Origin of the sequence: Enterobacter sp. MGH85, assembly GCF_001037655.1 — a bacterium.
GTDB lineage: Bacteria > Pseudomonadota > Gammaproteobacteria > Enterobacterales > Enterobacteriaceae > Enterobacter > Enterobacter intestinihominis.
In genome coordinates this window covers 3,106,474-3,125,734 of sequence record NZ_KQ089925.1, presented here as the reverse complement: position 1 = coordinate 3,125,734, position 19,261 = coordinate 3,106,474, and the positions used below count along the sequence as shown (strand labels likewise).

The window sequence follows — 19,261 nt, the reverse complement described above, 5'->3', positions numbered from 1 at the left end:
GATTAGTAAACGAAACCTCACTGAGCAGGTTTTTTATTGAGCGTCTCTTTAAGCTGACCAATCAATTCGCGACGGAAATCCCCCAGCCGCGGCTTATCGCCATCGATCCAGGGGAGTGGACGACAAACCTCCATCGCTTTGATTCCTAAGCGTGCCGTCAGCAGACCGGCACCAATCCCCTGCGCCGCCCGGGCAGAGAGACGCGCCGCAAGATCCTGCGACATCCAGTCCATCCCGACCTCCCGCACCAGTTCGCTTGCCCCGGCGAAGGCGATATTCAGCAACACCAGTTTGAACAGGCGCAGTCGGCTGTAATAGCCAAGCTCAATGCCATACAGTCTGGCGATGCGGTTGATCAGGCGCAGGTTGCGCCAGGCGATAAAGGCCATGTCCACCATCGCCAGCGGACTGACGGCAATCATCAGGGTGGATTCCGCCGCCGAGCGGCTGATCTCACGACGAGCCTGCGCATCCAGTACCGGCTGAACAATGTGCGCATAGAGCGTGACCACTTCCTGGTCATTCTGGGTTTCGTGGATCGCCGCATACCAGCGCTGAAGCGCCGGGTGAGAGTGATCTATCCCGGCCTGAGCCGCAAGCTTTTCACAAAAAGCACGCCCTTTTCCGGTGCCGTGGCTGTGCAGCAGATCCCGCGCTTCATCGCGTTCGTGCGCACGCTGACGCAGACGCCAGAGGCGACGCCACTCAGTCACGACCGAGCCGACGCCCGCACCAACGATCAACGCCCCGGCGGCGCATCCCCCCAGCGCTACCCAGTCCTGGGTTTGCCAGGCATTGACGCCCCACTGCACGCCCTGACCAATTACGCTCACACCAAAAAGGGCTAACCCGGCGGTCACCATCTTACGCCACAGGCTGCGTTTCGGGCGCAGTGCCGCATCAACGACCGCTTCCGCCTGCCCCTCTTCAACCAACGGCTCCTCTGCCAGCACGGGAGCAAAGTTGTCGGCCTGCGGACCGCTGAAGGTTTGCGCTGTTTTAAACGCCTCATGCGGGGACTGCTCAAGCTGGCCGGTAAAATCAATGCGGGGCTTTAACGGTTCCGTCATCGTAATTTATCTCCAATTAAAAACTCCAGCGCGGCATCCAGACGGATATGCGGCAATGGCTGGTCAACGTTCATGCTCTGCGGACGGAAGTCTTCGAACTGAAAACCCTGGCTTTGCCAGAAAGCCTGGCCCGGCAGACGTGGGGGAACTTCGCCCGGATAGACCGTGAGCGGCTCACCGTCGCTGAGTCGGTTGCCCCGCAGGGCCGGAATTTTCTCGCCATTCACGTCAATCAACCCACTCTGTGTTGCCTGTACGGACGCCAGACCCAGACAATCCATACTAATCCCTTCGAACGCCGCGTTCTGCCAGGCATCCTGCACCAGCTGTTGCAGCAGGGATACCATGTTGGCGTGCTGATCGACCGTCACATGATCAGCTTTTGTGGCGGCAAACAGCAGCTTGTCGATGACCGGCGAGAATAAACGGCGAAACAGCGTACGCTGGCCATAATGAAAACTTTGCATCAGCTGCGTCAGCGCCAGCCGCATATCATTGAACGCCTGCGGCCCGCTGTTGAGGGGTTGCAGGCAGTCCACCAGCACGATCTGGCGGTCAAAGCGTAAAAAATGATTTTTATAAAAACCCTTAACCACCTTCTCACAGTAATAATTGTATCGCTCGCGGAGCATACCGGCGTTGGTGGTCTTGTCTGCCTGTGCCAGCTTCGATTCGCCGATGCGGTCAACGTCCGGCCACGGGAAAAACTGTAGCGCGGGAGCACCGGCTAGATCTCCCGGCAGAACAAAACGGCCAGGCTGAATAAAATGCAGCCCTTCCTGCTTGCACTGATGCAGGTAATCCGTCCAGGCCTGGGCTATGACAGCCAGACGGTTTTCATCCGCCGGTGCCAGCGGATCCAGCCCTTCGCAAAGCTGGCGCCATTTGGTCGACCACTCTGCCCGCTGCCCCTGCAACAGACCGGTCATCTGCCGGGACCAGCTCAGGTAATCCTGCGCCAGCATCGGTAAATCGAGCAGCCATTCTCCCGGATAATCCACAATTTCGAGATACAGCGTGGACGTTTCTTTAAAGTGACGCATCAGGGATTCATTCGAGCGAAAACGAAGCGCAAGGCGAATTTCGCTCACGCCACGCGTCGGGGTGGGCCAGGCGGGAGGCTCCCCGTATAACTGTGCCAGACCTTCATCATAGGTGAAACGGGGGATGCCAAAATCACGTTGCGGTACGCGTTTTACGCCTAACAATCGCTCCTCGCGCACCGCGCTAAGCAGTGGCAGGCGCGCCCCAGCATGCAGGTTCAACAGCTGATTGACCATCGCCGTAATGAATGCCGTCTTACCGCTGCGGCTCAGCCCGGTAACGGCAAGACGCAGATGGCGATCAACGCCACGGTTCACCAGAGAATTGAATTCGTTTTTAAGTCGCTTCATCGCCGTCCTTCATTGTCTGGAACCCTGAACAAAGTCACTTCAGAATACAGTAAATTGGGGCAGATCGTTGATTATTAATTCTTAATTATTGCTATTGCCGTTTTCTCTCCAGTAAGATGGACGCAATTGCTGTCCGTCTGGAGTGAGTAAGGTGTATGTCACCCACCATCTATGATATTGCCCGCGTTGCTGGCGTTTCGAAATCAACCGTGTCACGCGTTCTGAATAAACAAACGAATATTTCTCCTGAAGCGCGTGAAAAGGTGTTGAAGGCGATAGATGAGTTAAATTACCAACCTAATAAACTTGCCCGCGCACTCACCTCTTCTGGCTTCGACGCCATTATGGTTATTTCGACCCGCTCAACCAAGACCACTGCAGGAAATCCCTTTTTCTCAGATGTACTGCATGCCATAACGGCAAAAGCAGAAGAAGAAGGTTTTGATGTTATTTTACAAACGTCCAAAAGCAGTGAAGATGATCTGCAAAAATGCGTGGGTAAAATAAAGCAGAAGATGATCAAAGGCATCATCATGCTAAGCTCGCCGGCGAACGAGTCGTTTTTCTCGACGCTGGATGAATACGGTGTGCCTGTGGTCGTCATTGGTAAAGTGGAAGGAAATTACCAGAATATCTATTCTGTCGACACGGATAATTTCCGCGACAGCGCCATATTAACAGACTCGTTTATCACGCATGGCCGCACCAAAATTGCCTGCCTGCATGCCCCGCTCGATTATCACGTCTCTATCGATCGCCTGGCGGGTTATAAATTCAGCCTTGAGAAACACGGCATCGAAATTAACCCGACCTGGGTTATCGATGGCGGCTATACCCATGAAAGCGCGCTTCAGGCGGCCTGCCAACTACTCTCCTCAGACAACCCGCCCGATGCGGTTTTTGCGACTGACAGCATGAAATTGCTGAGTCTTTATCGTGCTGCGGATGCGCTAAATCTGGCGATCCCGGAACAGGTCGCAATGGCAGGATACAGCGACCCGATGCTATCTCTCATTTTAACCCCTGCACCAGGCGGCTTTGATATCCCCACGAAAAAGCTGGGCGAAGAGAGCTGCGATTTGTTGTTCAGGTGCATTGCGGATAAACCTGCGCCGCATAAGGTATTGGTTGAAACACATTTTTCAGATGCAGCTTCGTTACGCTAAAAACCAGGGGCAAACGCCCCTGGTATAACGTCATCAGAACGCGTAATTGACGCCGACACCCGCATAGTGGAAGCGGTCGCTCTCGCCTTCGTCATGATTTTCCCATTCGTAGGCATACTCGAGCGTCATTGAAAGGCCATTCGCAAAGTCATAAGCATAGAGCAGACCCAGTCGATTGAAGTTATGCCCTTCACGAGTTGGATCGTTCTGCCAGTCCCAGTTTGACCAGCGATCGAGCCCCAGACGGGTGTAAGGTGTAAGCGTTGTCTGGCCTAATGAAACAGGCAGGTAGGCACGAATTTCCTGGGTGGAGAATTCACCGTTATTACGTGAACTGTCCATATTGAAGCCACGCTCTAAATAGTAGTTAACTTTTGCAGAGACGGTTTCGTTTATTGTCCAGGTAAATCCGGTTTCCGTTTCGACGCGGCTGTCAGAATAACCGGTTTTTCCCAGGTCATTCGCAAACTGGTACATGGCAAACCAACCGCCAAAACGCCAGTCATCTGTTAATTTCACATCCCAGTCAGGCTGAATTTTATAGCGCTGCATATTAGCACTACCGTCTTTCGCACCGTGCTCATCTTTAAAATGATATCCATAATTACGGAATCCGCCCGTAAGACCCAGCGTAAAATCCTCTGTGCCAATGAAGCGATACCGTAATTCAAATTCAGGACGATCGAAATAGGTGCCGCGCGTCATGCTGCTGTAATCAACCGGGCCTTCCTGATACATCGCCAGTGAAATTGTCCACGCATCATACGTGGCGTTAAACCACACGGAAGGTTCATATAATCCATCTTTATCGTCGCCCTGACCTTCGACGTTTTCAATTTCATACATGGCACCAATATTAAATTCCCACTGTTTGGTTGACTCTGTTGCTTGCGCGCAGCTTACCCCTGCGCACAGAACGAGCGCAGCACTTCTTAGTAGAGTACTCATTAAAATATTCCTTTATAATTAACATACAAAAAAACCGGAAACTTTCATTTCCGGCGAATACCTTTCTTATCTAATAGCTGCTTCAGTATCAGCATCGAAGAAATGGCACTTACTCATATCGAACTGGATGCCGATATTATCTCCTGCAACGTAATCATCCGCCGCTCCCGCACGGACAACCAGTTCATGCCCGCCCACGTTGGCATAAAGCATAAATTCTGCCCCAGTCAGCTCAGCGACGCTGATCTTCGCCGCGATGTTTTCACCGCTGCGCTGTAGCGTGAGAATGTCTTCCGGACGGATCCCAAAGACGACCGCTTTGCGCTGGTAACCTTGCGCATTCAGTACGGCCAGCTTCTCCTCCGGGATCTCCAGACGCAGCGTTTCCGTCACGAAATATCTATCGTCGATCGCGCCACGAATGAAGTTCATCGCAGGTGAACCAATAAAGCCTGCAACGAACATATTCGCCGGCTCGTTGTAAACCTGCTTCGGCGCGCCCACCTGCTGAATGATGCCGTCTTTTAAAATCACAATACGGGTCGCCATCGTCATGGCTTCCGTCTGATCGTGCGTCACGTAAATCATGGTGGTGTTGAGCTTCTGGTGCAGCTTGCTGATTTCAGCGCGCATCTGTACACGAAGCTTGGCATCGAGGTTTGACAGCGGTTCATCCATCAGGAAGACCCCTGCTTCACGCACTATCGCCCTGCCTAACGCCACGCGCTGACGCTGACCACCTGACAATGCGCCAGGTTTACGCTGGAGATAGTCGCGTAAACCCAGGATCTGGGCCGCCCAGCTAACACGTTCTTCGATGATGGAAGGTGCTATTTTTTGCATCTTCAGACCAAACGCCATGTTGTCGTAGACCGTCATATGCGGATAGAGCGCATAGTTCTGGAAGACCATTGCGATATCACGGGACTTGGCGGGAACATCATTCATGCAAACCCCGTCAATAATCAGTTCACCTGCGCTGATCTCCTCAAGGCCGGCAATCATTCGCAGCGTCGTGGATTTCCCACAGCCCGATGGACCGACGAAGACGATAAATTCTTTATCTTCAATCTCGAGATTGAAATCCTTAACCACGTGGACCTGGTTATCATAGATTTTCTGAATGTGTTTCAGAGACAGTTGAGCCATTATTAATTCCTTATCAATACGCCCGGGATGCCCAGAACGCCGTCAGGCGTTCCCAGGTCAGTTCCTGCGTTGAATGAAGTTGTAATCCCGCATGGTTCAGGCCAGGCCCAATCCCGACCGACAGCATTCCTGCGGCGTTGATCGCATCTACCCCTGCGGCGGCATCTTCGATACCAATGGCCTCTTCAGGACGCACGTTCAGTCCTTTACAGGCTGCAAGGAAGATCTCCGGGTCCGGCTTTGAGCGGCAAATGCGCGAAGCATCGGCGCAAAAATCGAAAGCCTGATGAATACCCAACGCGTGCAAAATCCCAGGGGCATTAAGCGATACGGATGCCAGCCCAATTTTGACCTTCGCGGCGCGAATATCCGCCAGCACGTCGCGAATACCCGGGAGCAGCGAATCCTGCGTCAGTGATGCCAGCGACTGGACGTAAAGCGCGTTTTTTTTCGTTGCCAGCGCCAGGCGCTGCTCGTCACTGAACATCCCCTCTTTCCCGCCATGTTTCAGAATGCGCTGGAGGGAGTCCATACGGCTTATTCCCTTCAGCTGTTCGTTAAATACTTCATCGAAGGTAATACCAATCTCCTCCGCCACGGCGCGCCAGGCCAGAAAGTGAAGATGCGCGGTATCGGTGATCACCCCGTCCAGATCGAATACAACAGCGTTAAGCGTCATGGCGCCCCTCCGTGGTAGCGGTCCCATTAACAGGTGCAAGAAAGTCCTTATGCGCGCAGACTTTTCGCCCTGATACGTGCAGCGTTTTACCCCACAGCGTCAACGTGACAGGTGCGGTAGTCTCAATGGTTAACTGGTCATTTTCACAGGTAATGTGCATTGTTGCGTCCCGCCACCGCAGCGGGAAGGCGAGTTTCTGCCAGTGAACAGGCAGTTTCGGTGCAAGATGCAGCTCCCCTTCGCTAATGTGCAGGCCAGCAAACCCCTGAATAGCGCCCAACCAGATCGCACCGGTGGCAGCGGCATGAATACCGTCATCACTGCTGTGTGGGTCGTCCCCCAGGTCGATGGCGATACCGTCACGCCAGAAGGCATACGCCCCCTCGGTGTCACCGCAGCGTGCGAGCACAATGCCGTGAATCGCTTTACTCAGGGATGAATCATGAATCGTACGTGGCTCGTAGAACGCCAGATTGGCGGCACATTGCTGCGGCGTAAACCGTTCCGGCAGCAGGTAGTTAAGCATCACCACATCGGCCTGCTTCAGGATCTGCATCTCGTTCACTTCCGCGCGAGAGTAATCAAGCAGAATGGTTTGCTTACCCGCTTTGGCTTTATAGCGGCTCAGATCGATGGCAGGTTTTGCCATGAAGGTATCATCCTGCGGGATCACACCGTCAGCGTCGGCCTCTGGCAGCCACAGGCGCGCCAGGAACTTCCCGGCATTCTCCGTAAAACGCGCATCTTCACGGCCAAACATCGCCATAAACTGACGCGCGCAGGCAACGTTGTGCCAGGCCAGATAGTTGGTGTAGGCGTTGTTGTTGACATGCTCGGTGTATTCATCCGGTCCGATCACGTCATGGATCTCAAGACGACCATTGATTTCCGTCGCGCGTCCCATCCAGAACGAAGCGGTTTCCATCAGTAGCGTCAGCCCCTCATTCCGCATAAAGGCATCGTCGTGTGTTGCCTGCCAGTAAGCGACCACGGCCCAGGCGATATCAGCCACGATGTGATGTTCAGCGAGTGCGGAAGCCACCTTCTGGCGAACCCCGGTGCGGATGTTAATGGCCGCGAATTCTGGCGTCTCTTCCTGTCCGCTGGCCGCACTTTCCCACGGGAACAATGCACCCGGCCAACCGTTACGGCGCGCTTTTTCCCGTGCGCCTGCCAGATTAAGCCAACGATAGCGTAGCAGGCTGCGGGCAATCTGCGGGCGGGTAAACAGATGGAACGGCAGCAGGAAAATTTCGGTATCCCAGAAGACGTGCCCCTTGTACCCCTCACCCGTCAGCCCTTTCGCCGCAATACTGCTTCGCTCATCATGAGCAGGCGTCATTGTCGTCAGATGCCAGACGGCGTAATCCAGCGCCTGCTGATCCTGTTGCTCTGTGGAAGTCACTTCCACACGTGCGTCGCGCCAGACATCTTTCCAGGCATACGCTGAGCTTTCAAGCAACGCCTCATAACCTCTTGCCGCGCAGACTTTAAGATCGGCCAGCGCGTTGCGCGCGAATGACTCCTGTGACAGCGCTTTCTCGCTACGATGAGCCACCCAGACGATCTTCTCAAGCGTGACAGTGTCACCCCGAACAATCGTCAGCGAATGATGCACGCTGAGACGGCGGTTTTTGGCGGTGAAACAGCTGTCGCTTTTCGTCGAGAGCTGGCAATACGCCGAAACCACAACCTCAGATGCACGGTCCTGCGTTTCATACACGCCCTGCATGTAGTGCTGGTCAAAGATCCTGACCGAGATTTCATCCAGATGCTGTCTGCCGCTGTTCGTTTGTGTCGCATCTATGCCGGTTTTCAGCACGGCCTGCGCGGGGGCATCAAGGGGGGTGATTGCAAGCTGCATAGCCACTAAAGGCAGCTGGTCCAGCGACACAAATCGGCGACTCTCCAGCCGATAGCGTTTGCCGTTGGGTGAACGCCAGACAACGTTGCGATGCAGTTCGCCGTTTGCAAAGGCCAGCTCGCGCTGCCACTCAAGTATTTCCCCTGAAAGGAGGGTGAAATTGACGCCGTCCAGCTCAACATCAATACCGGTGATATCCGGCAGGTTGACCAGTTCAGTGGTCTCGTTGCGACCCGCGCGATGATAAAGGCCGGCAAGATACATGCCCCTGGTTTGCAGGGTGTAATCTTCTTCATGCGCAGCGCGAATGCCCATGTAGCCATTACCGCAGGTCATGACTGAGGCATATTTATTCAGGCTGTGAGGACAAAATCCCGGATCGGTTAATACAGATACGTTCAGCATAATGTCACGCTTTCCCCTGTTTCTGCGGATTCATAAAGCGCGGCTACAAGCTGTTGAATAACCAGTCCCTGCTCTGCGTCAGCGATCATCCCGGGCTCACCCAGGACATGCCGTACGAAGGCATCCATGCTGCGCAGATGGCGCCGATCGTCCGCCTCTTCACGCTGGGCAAGGGTTTCCAAAACTCCGGCTTCGTCGTTATAGATATGCGCCGGGAACAGCGTTGCGCCCGCTTTCTCACCGCAGAAGGAAACGTTCATGACGGACTGCTCGCGGATGTTAAGCGCAAAGGAGGTATCCAGACGCAGAACGCCGCCGTTGCAGAATTCGATCGTGCCAAACAGGGCATCTTCAACGGTAAACTGCGTGGGATCCCACTCGCCAAACTGGCCGCTGTGTTTCTGGTTTCCGAGCTTCTGGAAGCTGTGCGCGGTCACCCGCTTCACCGCCGGGAAACCCAGGACGTACATGGCGGCATCCAGCATATGAATGCCAATATCAATAAGCGGTCCACCGCCCTGGAGCGATTTATTGGTGAAAACGCCCCACCCCGGCACACCGCAGCGACGCAGCGCCTGCGCGGAAGTGAAGTAAATTTCACCGAGTGTGCCGTTCATTACCGCATCGCGCAGGAGCTGGGTGTCCAGGGCAAAGCGATGATGAAAATCATACGCAAGGACTTTTCCTGCTTTGCGCGCCGCGATGCGCATCTGGTCGGCCTGTTCCGGCGTCATTGCCGGCGGCTTTTCACACATCACATGGCAACCCGCTTCGAGAGCCGCCATCACATGTTCAAAATGGAACCGGTTAGGCGAACAGACGCTCACCACATCCGGTTTTACTTTCTGCAACATCTCGTGAGCGTCCTGCCATGCCGTTGGAATGGCAAAACGCTCCGCGAACGCCTGTGCCTGCTCAAGGCGGCTGTCCATGACAGCCACCATTTGAACATCACTGCGCGTGGCGTAATACGAGGCATGCACTTTGTCTGCAACCTGCCCGGCGCCAATGATGGCGACGCGCAGAGGCAAAGGTGTAGAAGCACTCATCACGCTCGTCATCCTTAGCATTCACGCAGGTAATTGAGTGAGTCCTGATAGGCTTGAGCCGGATCGTCGGCACGAACCCGGCACTCGTACACCACATAACCCTGATAGTTATCAGCACGCAGCTGACCGAACAGGCTGGCGAAATCGAGGCTGCCGCTGCCCGGCTGATAGCGGTGGTTATCAGCAATGTGCACATGACCCAGCAGGTCGCGGTTGTGATGCAGCGCTTCCGTCAGTGAGTCTTCTTCAATGTTCATGTGGTAGAAATCACCGATGATCTGCACGTGCTTCAGGCCGTTCTCTTCGATATAACGACGCGCGTCGGCCAGGGTGTTGATCATATGATCCTGATAGCGGTTCAGCGGCTCCAGGTAGACGGTAGTACCGGTGCGCGCTGCTACCTCATCCAGCCAGCGCAGGGAAGCGCTGACCGCTTTGCGATCGCCATCCAGGCTACGTGGCGAAGTCATTGGCGGCAGACGGAAGGTAAACATCCCCCAGGCAGCCGGAACGATAATCCCCTTTCCGCCAACTTCTGCCAGCGCTTCCAGAATGCGTTCAATCTGCTGGAGACCGTTCAGGCGGCGTTCTTCGATGAAATCCCCGATCCAGCCATCGTATCCGCCACACGCCGTCGTGACCGGCAGACCGGTGGCTTTGATAGCGGCTTTCACTTCGTCGAGATGTTCAACCAGCAGTCGGCCATCAATTTCATAGCCATCAAATCCCATCGCTCTGATATATTTGAATTTTCCATGATAGCGGTCGGGAAAAAGGCCTGGTTTTGTGTTGCAATTTTCATGATTTGCTGTCCTTAGCTTAAAAAGTAACGCCCATTTTGATACTGAGTTCCGGGTGCTGATCGACATACTTCATGTAGCTTTCCGGGCTGGTGGTAAAGGTGACGACCGGGTCGATCAGATCTTCACAATTGAGATAACCGTTCATCAGCAATTCCCAACAGGTCTCTTCAATACGCTTGCGACTCCAGCGTGGATAATCCGGGTTGGGTTCACTGCATGCGCGGGAGAAGACAATCTTCGCGTTGTTGAAGTGTGCTTCGCGGCCCAGGTTGAAGCCTGCCGCAAAAGGTTTGGCGAAAGCCACGTAAGAGATCGTGCCGCCGTAGGCGAGTCCGCGCAGCGCAGATTGCAGCGCATCTGCAAAGCCGCTGGTTTCGATGATCACATCCGCGCCCTGCTTGCCGGTCAGTTTCTTAATTTCAAGACCGACATCGGTACCGATTGGGTTCAGGCAGTGGTCTGCACCGTGACGGCGGGCGATCTCACAGCGATGTTCAATAGGATCGACACCAATAACCACTGACGCGCCAGCTTTTTTCGCCAGCTGAATCGCAATCTGGCCAATAGCGCCCAGCCCGACAACTACAACGAAATCCCCTACGCGGACGTTAGCATCACGCACGCCGCTCATGGCGAACTGAGCCGGATCGTAACAAACGGCGTTTTTCCAGGATGCGCCCTGCGGCATTTTGCGCAGCTTATAGTTGTTCACCGCGTTGACGATGACCGTTTCCTGCAATGGGCCGTAGCAGCAAACGCTGTCGCCGATCTGGTATTCCGTTACGTCCGCACCACATTCGATGATGTCGCCGACGATCATGTTTCCCAGCTGGAATTTACCAAATTCGATGCCGCGGGCTGCCCCCTCTTCACGTGGGGTAAACATCTGCCACTCGGCGTTAAACTCTTCATCAATGAACGGGCTTGCCGCGCGGAAATCCACAACTTCGGTGCCGTGTTTCGGGGCGCCATAACGGGCACGAATCTTCACTTCATGTGCTGCAACAGGACGATCTTCGTATTCCACCAGCGCCGCTACACGAGGCGCTGTCGCAACTAATTTTTTCATGACTCACTCCTTGTTAAAATCGGCCGCCTCAGCCCTTTACGCCGCCGGCGGTCAAACCACTTTTAATAAAACGTTCAGACAGGGCATACATAATGACAACGGGCAGTGCGGTCACCAGCGATGCCGCCATCATGCGACCCCAGATGTAATCTGGCGTACTGAAGAGCGTGTTCAGCCCCACCGGCAACGTGAAGTTGCTGGCGCTGGACAGGAAAATGGAGGCGAACAGGTAGTCATTCCACGCCACCATGAAGCAGTAAACGAAGACTGACACCAGACCCGAGATCGCCAGCGGCACGGTGATGCGGAAGATGATTTGCAGGCGGTTCAGGCCGTCCATCATCGCGGCTTCTTCTATCTCATCCGGGATAGTGTCGAAATAGCTGCGCAGCATAAAGACCGCAGTCGGCAACGTCTGCGTCACCATGGTGATGATCAGCGCCAGCTCGGTGTCATAAATGCCGAGCGCGGTGATGATTTTGAACAGCGGCACTACCAGCAGGATCCCGGAGAACATATAGACGGTGTAGAAGCTCGCATTGATCGTCGTGCGCCCTTTAAAGCGCAGTTTGGATAACGCATAAGCGCCCAGCGTACCGAGAAACACCGCAATGACCGAGGAGGTCAGCGACACCACCATGCTGTTACGGAAATAATCCACAAACGGGAAAATCAGCGGGTTAAAGATGTCGATGTAGTGCTGTAACGTCCACTCCTGCGGCAGGATAGTCGGGTGCAGTGAGATCGCCTCTTTCGCGCTTTTGAACGATGTCATCAGCATCACAAAAAACGGAAACAGCGTGATAATCAGGAATACCGCCAGTCCCAGATAAAAACCGATACGGCCCAGAACGCGTTTATTTGTTGCCATTGAGGTTTACCCTTTTTCTGGTCAGCAGAATGACAGCGAAGATGATCACAAACAGCACAACGGAAATGGCGGCTGCTTTACCCAGGTCATTGAACGCAAAGGCGGTTTTGTAGAGATATACGCCCAGAATGTCGACCTTGGTGGTGAGCAGATAAACATCCGCAAACATGTAGAACATCCAGATGGTGCGCAGCGTGACCACCGTGGCCAGCACCGGCATGATGGCGGGCAACGTCACGATACGAAAACGCTGCCAGGCATTCGCCCCGTCCATCTCTGCCGCTTCGTACAAGGATTTATCAATGGTCTGTAGAATCGCGAGGAACGAGATAAAGGCGTATGGGAAGTAACGCCAGATGGCGAACAGCACGACCAGGACAAAACTGCTGCCAGGGTTATCGAACCACAGCGGCGCCTGATCGTAGAGATGCAGCAGATCAACGCCAAGATAGTTCACAATTCCGTAGCCGTTGTTGAACATGTATTTCCAGGCAAATACCAGTGAAATAGACGGCGTCACATAGGACAGTATCACCAGTGAACGTGCCGTTTTCCGCATGCGGAATTCACGGTTAAAGAAGATCGCTACGGCCAGCCCCAGTCCGGTGCTGCCGATCACCACCAGCGCCGTATACCAGAACGTCATCCACAGGGAGTGCCAGAACGCAGCATCGCCCAGGATGCGAATGTAGTTATCCAGACCGACGAACACCGCATCAATACGCGGATTCAGCGGTAAACGTAAAAAACTGATTTCAATGTTAGAAATCATTGGCCAGGCCACCAGGCCCCCCAGCAAAATCAGGCTGGGGGCCAACAGCAGCATGGCGAAAGGCATATCTGAACGACCAGAAAACAACGTCTTCATAATTCCCTTCGCAAAGCGCTCCTATCGTTGTGATATCAGGTCAGTCAGTTTCTTCTGGCTGTTGCTTAACGTCGCATTGAGATCTTTTTGTCCCACCGTCACGTTATGCACCATGGAACTGATAATGCCGGACCCGGTAACATCTCCCATGCGGGTAAAGTTCTTGTCGCCCACGGCACCAAACACCTGGACGTTCGGGAACTGCGCAATCAGCTCGTAAGGCAGTTGACCAAAGGCCTTGATAACGTCGTTGTTTTTCCAGGAATCAGTGCCCACCACGAGTTTATTGACCGGTAGCGCGGCGCCCGGAGACATCATGACCCAATCAGAGGCGTTCTGAGCCTGCTCCATCCAGGTGACAAATTTCTCGGCGGCCTGCGTTTCCTCTTCGGTCTGGCCGGTAGTGATCGTCAAAGAAGTGATCATGCCGTACACGGCTGATGATTTTTCCGTCGGGACAACGAACCCCAGGTTGGCCGGATTGCCATCTTTGAAGACCGCGGGCAGGATATAGGTAGAGTAAACGGCCATAGGCGCAGAACCGTTCATGAAGGCGTCTTTGATCTCCATGACATCATTCGAGCCCGGCATGGTGTTCGCGGCCAGTGCCCTATAAAACTCCAGCGCTTTCGACATCTCAGGGGTATCGATTTTCACGCTGCCGTTTGCATCAAAGACGTTAGCCCCTCCAGACAAAGCAAACTGCGAGAAAGCCTGCTCCGTCATGACGCTTTCTGCGGTTGGAAGCGCGATGCCGTAATGTTTTTTCGCCGGATCGTTGAGCGCCTGACTGGCTTTCAGCAGTTGTTCCCAGTTGTGCGGTTCCTCGATCCCCGCTGCCGCGAGCGCATCTTTGTGATACCAGACGCCGGACAGCCAGGCGCTAACCGGCACCCCCGTCCATGCGTTGCCATCTTCCGTGCGAACCACGCGTAAAATACCGTCGTAAAATGTCTCCTCGCCCACCGCCTTGACGGCGCGGCCGATGGCGTCACGATCCAGCAACTGCTCTTTATCCATGACTTTGGCGTAGTCATGACTGATCTCTATCACCTCCGGTAGCGCACCGGTACGTGCCAGAGTAATAACCTTGGTGTTATAGGCATCTTCCTCAACGGGTACCTGTTTCACCGTTATAGTCGGGTTCTCTTGTTCGAATTTTTCAATCAATTTCGTGATAACGGCCTGACGCTCCTGTTCTACCGACGAGTGCATAAACTCAATGGTGACCTGAGATGCTTTATCGTCCTTACAGCCTGATAACAGGGCGCACGAAACCAGTGCTGATAACAGCACAATTTTTGGCATTTTCATTTTAGGGTCCTTTTTAGTTTTCTTTAATCCACATTACCTGCCATGGATTGAGGATCAGCTCCGTACCGCTAATATCCTGTCCTGATAATAACTCCTTACCAGAAAGCGTTTGTTCATAAACGGTCTGCATTTTATTGCTAAAATTAAATAATGCTGTAATTCGCTCGCCATTTTCAGCAACACGAATAATTTTAAGAATTTGTTTACCCACTGCGTCGAAAGCAGCCTGACTATCCGGATGGAACGCCCTCTCGCCGCGACGAATAGCGATAAACTCACTCAAACGAGAATAAATTTGATAACGAATACTCTTCTTATTATTCAGTTCGCTACCAAGCTGCCCCGCCGTGTATTTTTTCCGGTTAATCGCGCGGTTATATCCGAGGCGTTCGACGCCTTCATAATCGTTCCGCGAACCAAGAATGCTCTGAATATAAACAGCCGGGACGCCTGGGAAACTTAACAACACAGCATGCGCGAGGAGGAACCGTGCAATACGTTCCTCATCTGAACTGTCTTGTAAACTTAACGCATCAAGATAGGTGACATTAATTTCATAAGGGCTTCGCGTTCCGTCAGGATTATTTTTCCAGTTGACCAGCGCGCCTTCCTGCTGAAGATTTTCGACCAACGAGAGGATCTCTGATTCCGGAAGAATGCCGCGCAGCGGATTCAAACCGATACCATCATGCGAGGCCAGGAAATTAAACCATGTAGTGTGTGAAGAAGGCAGTGCCAGCGACCCCGCCCATTGGCAAAGTGCTTTCACATCCTGACGATGAACGGCATGCAGCACCAGCGGAGGTAAGGAAAACTGATAGACCATCTGGGCTTCGTTTTCACCATCACCGAAGTAAGAGATGTTGTCTTTGTGCGGAACATTTGTCTCAGTAATGATCACCGTTCCAGGTGCCACGGCGTCCGTAATGGCGCGGAACAGCTGGATAAGGCAATGGGTTTGTTCCAGATGGATGCAGGTTGTTCCCGGGATTTTCCACATAAACCCGACCGCATCCAGACGAATATAACGCGCCCCTTCCATGAGGTAATGGAGCAGAACGTCAACCATTGCAATCAGCACCTGCGGCGAGGCGAAATTGAGATCGATCTGGTCATCGCTGAATGTAGTCCATAAATGACGAACGCTGCCATCATTAAGCGTAAACGGCGTCAACAGCGGTAAAGCGCGTGGGCGCGTCACCGCGGATAAATCGGTTTCCGGGTCGACAGAAATAAAGAAATCTTCATAACCAGGCTTCTGCGCCAGATAATTCGCAAACCATTCGCTTTTCGCTGACATATGATTGCAAACGAAATCAAACATTAAGCTGGCTGACTGTTTTAATTCCGCGACATCGCGCCAGTTTCCCGTTTCAGGTGCAACGGTATGATAATCAATAACGGAAAAACCATCATCTGATGACCAAGGATAGAAAGGTAAAAGATGGACATGAGAAAAAGTACGAGAAAGCCACTCATTATAGAACCGGGTAAATACCGGCAATGCTTTCTCCCCTTTCGCGGAGATCTGATCGGCATAGGTAATCAGAACAACATCTTTTTCATCCCAGCCTGACTTACGCTTCTCCGTAATATTAACCGCCGCCTGTTGAAGCTTAGTTAATAACACGTCAAGGTGTGCATCTGAAAATGATTCACCGTAAATATGATTGATAAGGTATTTAATTTTTGCGTTCACATTATTTTCCATGGTAGCGGTCCCACGGAGTGGCAATCTACTCCCATGAAAAATATCTGTCAACGGACCTGGGGGCTGAAAAAGGCATTCTCAAAGCAGCGCAACGCAGTAATGTGAGCTGCCGCAAAGAAAGAGAAAAAGCAGAGGGGGAATTCATGCCCTCTCTCAGCGCGAGAAAGGGCTTATATGAGCGGGATTAGCGTGAAAAGTAGCGACGTGAAACGCGTTTTGCCAGTTTTTGTAACAGCGGCTCCAGGGCGACCGCCAGCAACATTCTGACCGGCTTACGGGCAACAGACTTGATCGCCCAGCCCGCCACACCAGCCGGACCATAACGTAACGCCGTCATCAGAACCAGTTTACCTGCGATTTTCAGGCCGGGTTTTACCTTCTGACCGGCCTGTTGCCAGTTTTGTTTCATGTAAGTTCTCTCTTAAAGCTGACGGAAACGACTTCTCAGCGTAAAGGTATCGGAGGTGACATAACGTTCCATCTCGCGCAATCGCTTCTCCCCTGCGCTCAGCTGTTCATCCACCGCGTTAAGAAGATCGCTGCTGGTTGGCGTGTTTTCCGCATCCAGCTCCCCCTCCGGCATCGGATCAAGTACAAACGACAGAATGATGTAAGCCACCAGTGTAATAAAGGCCAGGCCAAAGAAAATCGACAATACGGTGACCACACGTACCAGTTTTACCGGGACATCCAGATAGTGTGCCAGCCCGGCGCAAACGCCCCGAACCATGCCCTGCTGCGGGATGCGCCACAGTTTTTTATTCAGATTTAGTCCAGCCATTAACGCTCCCTCCAGTTCGGGTGTTCCGCATCCAGGATGGCTTCCAGCGCCTGAATACGTTCGCGCATTTTGTTTGCCTCAGAAGAGAGCTGCGCCAGCCGCTGTTGCTCGCTTTGCGACAGCTCCCCGCGAGAAGAGCGGTTGCTGTAGTGCAGCCATAACCAGATGGGCAGAACAAACAGCACGAAAATTGTCAGGGGTATTGCCAGAAAAAGCGCGCTCATGTGTACTCCTTGTCATGCGATGCGGCACGCTCAGGTGCCGCAGGATTTATTATTGGTGGTCTTGCTTCATTTTGGCTTTCAGCGCCGCCAGCTGCTCGCTAATTTCATCATCGGCTTTCAGGTCAGCAAACTGCTGATCCAGGGTTTTCTGCTTACCGATGCTGTGGCTTTCGGCTTCCGCTTCCATGTGGTCGATACGACGTTCGAACGATTCGAAACGCGCCATCGCTTCATCCAGTTTGCCGCTGTCCAGCTGGCGACGCACGTCGCGGGACGAACTTGCAGCCTGGTGGCGCAGCGCCAGCGCCTGTTGACGTGCACGGGTTTCGCTGAGTTTATTTTCAAGCTCACCAATCTCTTTCTTCATACGCGTCAGAGTATCATCCACCAGCGTCACTTCATGTTCCAGCGTGGCCACCATGTCGGTCAGCTTCTGCTTCTCAATCAGCGCAGCGCGGGCCAGATCTTCTTTATCTTTGCGCAGCGCCAGTTCAGCTTTTTCCTGCCACTCGTTAAGCTGGGCAGTCGCCTGCTCGATACGACGCGTTAACTGCTTCTTCTCTGCCAGCGCGCGGGCGGAGGTGGAGCGTACTTCAACCAGTGTGTCTTCCATCTCCTGAATCATCAGGCGCACCAGCTTCTGCGGATCTTCTGCTTTCTCCAGCAGCGAGTTGATGTTGGCGTTCACGATGTCGGCAAAACGAGAAAAAATACCCATAATTCAATCCTCATAGTTCTGTTATCGGGCGATGCCCTGCTGAGTAGTTAATACAAATCCCATGCCAACTTTTTATCTTATTGATTTTACTGGGTGTGATTGATATTTATCCATCCAGCGGCTATTCTCACCTGGTGAATATCACTAAGGAGTGGTTAATTTCATCATGGCTGAATATAAAGACAATTTGCTTGGCGAGGCAAACAGCTTCCTGGAAGTGCTTGAGCAGGTATCGCGCCTGGCGCCGCTGAATAAACCGGTGCTCATTATCGGTGAGCGCGGAACGGGTAAGGAACTTATCGCTAACCGTCTGCACTTTCTGTCTGGCCGCTGGGACGGGCCTTTTATTTCGCTTAACTGCGCGGCGCTGAATGAAAATCTGCTCGACACGGAGCTTTTCGGTCATGAAGCCGGCGCGTTTACTGGCGCACAAAAACGGCACCCCGGTCGTTTTGAACGTGCCGATGGCGGAACGCTCTTTCTCGACGAGCTGGCGACCGCGCCAATGCTGGTACAGGAAAAGCTGCTGCGCGTCATTGAGTATGGCGAACTGGAACGCGTTGGCGGAAGTCAGCCGCTTCAGGTTAACGTTCGCCTGGTGTGCGCCACTAACGCCGATCTGCCCGCGATGGTGGCAGAAGATAAATTCCGCGCCGACCTGCTGGACCGGCTGGCTTTCGATGTCGTCCAGTTGCCGCCGCTGCGTGAGCGGCGCAGCGATATCATGCTGCTGGCCGATCAATTTGCCATTCAGATGTGCCGGGAACTGGGCCTGCCGCTCTTTCCGGGCTTCAGCGAACAGGCCACCGAGACCCTGCTCGGTTACCACTGGCCGGGGAATATCCGTGAACTGAAAAACGTGGTGGAACGGTCTGTTTACCGTCATGGCAGCAGCGAGACCGAACTGGACAACATTATTCTCGATCCGTTTCGGCGCGAGGTTAAACAGCCCCTTGCTCCGGCGGCGCGCCAGCATGATCCGGCGTTGCCGCTCGATTTACGCCAGTTCCAGCATCAGCAGGAGCAGCAACTGCTGGAACGGAGCCTGAAAGAGGCGAAATATAACCAGAAACGGGCAGCTGAACTGCTGGGTCTGACCTACCATCAGTTAAGGGCATTGCTCAAAAAACATCAAATGCGCTGACATTATCAGCACTTACCCCCAGACATTTTTACGA

18 protein-coding genes and 1 pseudogene are annotated in these 19,261 nt (G+C 53.4%); 2 read left to right on the top strand and 17 right to left on the bottom strand.

Going from position 1 to position 19,261, the window contains the following annotated elements:
• Nucleotides 1-17: 17 nt before the first annotated feature.
• Together SK51_RS14710 and SK51_RS14705 are read right to left on the bottom strand one after the other, a co-directional pair.
• Nucleotides 18-1,070 (bottom strand): YcjF family protein, encoded by a 1,053-nt coding sequence (locus tag SK51_RS14710; protein ID WP_023306373.1) that lies wholly within the window; start codon nucleotides 1,068-1,070, stop codon nucleotides 18-20.
• Entirely contained in the window at nucleotides 1,067-2,464 is a 1,398-nt protein-coding gene (locus SK51_RS14705; protein ID WP_022648291.1) for a YcjX family GTP-binding protein, read from the bottom strand. Before SK51_RS14705 ends, SK51_RS14710 begins: the two co-directional genes overlap by 4 nt.
• Before the next feature lie 155 nt (nucleotides 2,465-2,619).
• On the opposite strand from SK51_RS14705, the gene SK51_RS14700 reads away from it, so the two are divergent.
• On the top strand, nucleotides 2,620-3,630 hold the full coding sequence (locus tag SK51_RS14700) for a LacI family DNA-binding transcriptional regulator (RefSeq protein WP_022648292.1): 1,011 nt from the start codon (nucleotides 2,620-2,622) through the stop codon (nucleotides 3,628-3,630).
• A 33-nt stretch (nucleotides 3,631-3,663) separates the two neighbouring features.
• Here the strand turns inward: SK51_RS14700 and SK51_RS14695 are convergent, their stop codons facing one another.
• From SK51_RS14695 to pspA, 15 genes and pseudogenes are all read right to left on the bottom strand, one after another.
• A complete protein-coding gene (locus tag SK51_RS14695) occupies nucleotides 3,664-4,578 on the bottom strand; it encodes an OmpG family monomeric porin (RefSeq protein WP_023306374.1) in 915 nt (304 codons plus the stop codon).
• A gap of 66 nt (nucleotides 4,579-4,644) precedes the next feature.
• Entirely contained in the window at nucleotides 4,645-5,727 is a 1,083-nt protein-coding gene (locus tag SK51_RS14690) for an ABC transporter ATP-binding protein (RefSeq protein ID WP_022648294.1), read from the bottom strand.
• Between the two features lie 13 nt (nucleotides 5,728-5,740).
• Nucleotides 5,741-6,406 carry a beta-phosphoglucomutase gene (gene pgmB / locus SK51_RS14685; RefSeq protein ID WP_022648295.1) on the bottom strand — a complete coding sequence of 222 codons (666 nt, stop codon included), beginning with the start codon at nucleotides 6,404-6,406 and terminating at the stop codon, nucleotides 5,741-5,743.
• Nucleotides 6,396-8,675 (bottom strand): glycoside hydrolase family 65 protein, encoded by a 2,280-nt coding sequence (locus tag SK51_RS14680; RefSeq protein WP_023306375.1) that lies wholly within the window; start codon nucleotides 8,673-8,675, stop codon nucleotides 6,396-6,398. Before SK51_RS14680 ends, pgmB begins: the two co-directional genes overlap by 11 nt.
• Nucleotides 8,669-9,727, bottom strand: a complete 1,059-nt coding sequence (locus tag SK51_RS14675; RefSeq protein WP_100248989.1) for a D-glucoside 3-dehydrogenase — start codon at nucleotides 9,725-9,727, stop codon at nucleotides 8,669-8,671. Before SK51_RS14675 ends, SK51_RS14680 begins: the two co-directional genes overlap by 7 nt.
• Nucleotides 9,728-9,738: 11 nt before the next feature.
• Nucleotides 9,739-10,526 (bottom strand): annotated as a pseudogene (locus SK51_RS14670) (sugar phosphate isomerase/epimerase family protein).
• A 17-nt stretch (nucleotides 10,527-10,543) separates the two neighbouring features.
• The gene (locus SK51_RS14665; RefSeq protein WP_015570403.1) at nucleotides 10,544-11,596 is read right to left on the bottom strand and encodes a D-guloside 3-dehydrogenase; all 1,053 of its coding nucleotides are present in this window, start codon (nucleotides 11,594-11,596) and stop codon (nucleotides 10,544-10,546) included.
• A 28-nt stretch (nucleotides 11,597-11,624) separates the two neighbouring features.
• Entirely contained in the window at nucleotides 11,625-12,467 is an 843-nt protein-coding gene (locus tag SK51_RS14660; protein WP_003856865.1) for a carbohydrate ABC transporter permease, read from the bottom strand.
• Nucleotides 12,454-13,335 (bottom strand): carbohydrate ABC transporter permease, encoded by an 882-nt coding sequence (locus SK51_RS14655; protein WP_022648300.1) that lies wholly within the window; start codon nucleotides 13,333-13,335, stop codon nucleotides 12,454-12,456. Before SK51_RS14655 ends, SK51_RS14660 begins: the two co-directional genes overlap by 14 nt.
• Nucleotides 13,336-13,356: 21 nt before the next feature.
• On the bottom strand, nucleotides 13,357-14,649 hold the full coding sequence (locus SK51_RS14650; RefSeq protein WP_032676209.1) for an ABC transporter substrate-binding protein: 1,293 nt from the start codon (nucleotides 14,647-14,649) through the stop codon (nucleotides 13,357-13,359).
• A 13-nt stretch (nucleotides 14,650-14,662) separates the two neighbouring features.
• Nucleotides 14,663-16,360, bottom strand: a complete 1,698-nt coding sequence (locus tag SK51_RS14645; RefSeq protein ID WP_023306380.1) for a sugar phosphorylase — start codon at nucleotides 16,358-16,360, stop codon at nucleotides 14,663-14,665.
• 184 nt (nucleotides 16,361-16,544) lie between these two features.
• Nucleotides 16,545-16,769 (bottom strand): phage shock protein PspD, encoded by a 225-nt coding sequence (pspD, locus tag SK51_RS14640; protein WP_006810818.1) that lies wholly within the window; start codon nucleotides 16,767-16,769, stop codon nucleotides 16,545-16,547.
• Nucleotides 16,770-16,781: 12 nt separating this feature from the next.
• The gene (pspC, locus tag SK51_RS14635; protein WP_006810819.1) at nucleotides 16,782-17,141 is read right to left on the bottom strand and encodes an envelope stress response membrane protein PspC; all 360 of its coding nucleotides are present in this window, start codon (nucleotides 17,139-17,141) and stop codon (nucleotides 16,782-16,784) included.
• Nucleotides 17,141-17,365 (bottom strand): envelope stress response membrane protein PspB, encoded by a 225-nt coding sequence (pspB, locus tag SK51_RS14630; RefSeq protein ID WP_022648304.1) that lies wholly within the window; start codon nucleotides 17,363-17,365, stop codon nucleotides 17,141-17,143. The genes pspC and pspB overlap by 1 nt, the downstream gene beginning before the upstream one ends.
• A 49-nt stretch (nucleotides 17,366-17,414) precedes the next feature.
• Entirely contained in the window at nucleotides 17,415-18,083 is a 669-nt protein-coding gene (gene pspA, locus SK51_RS14625; protein WP_022648305.1) for a phage shock protein PspA, read from the bottom strand.
• Between the two features lie 151 nt (nucleotides 18,084-18,234).
• On the opposite strand from pspA, the gene pspF reads away from it, so the two are divergent.
• Entirely contained in the window at nucleotides 18,235-19,227 is a 993-nt protein-coding gene (gene pspF, locus SK51_RS14620; RefSeq protein WP_162882544.1) for a phage shock protein operon transcriptional activator, read from the top strand.
• Nucleotides 19,228-19,261 lie beyond the last annotated feature (34 nt).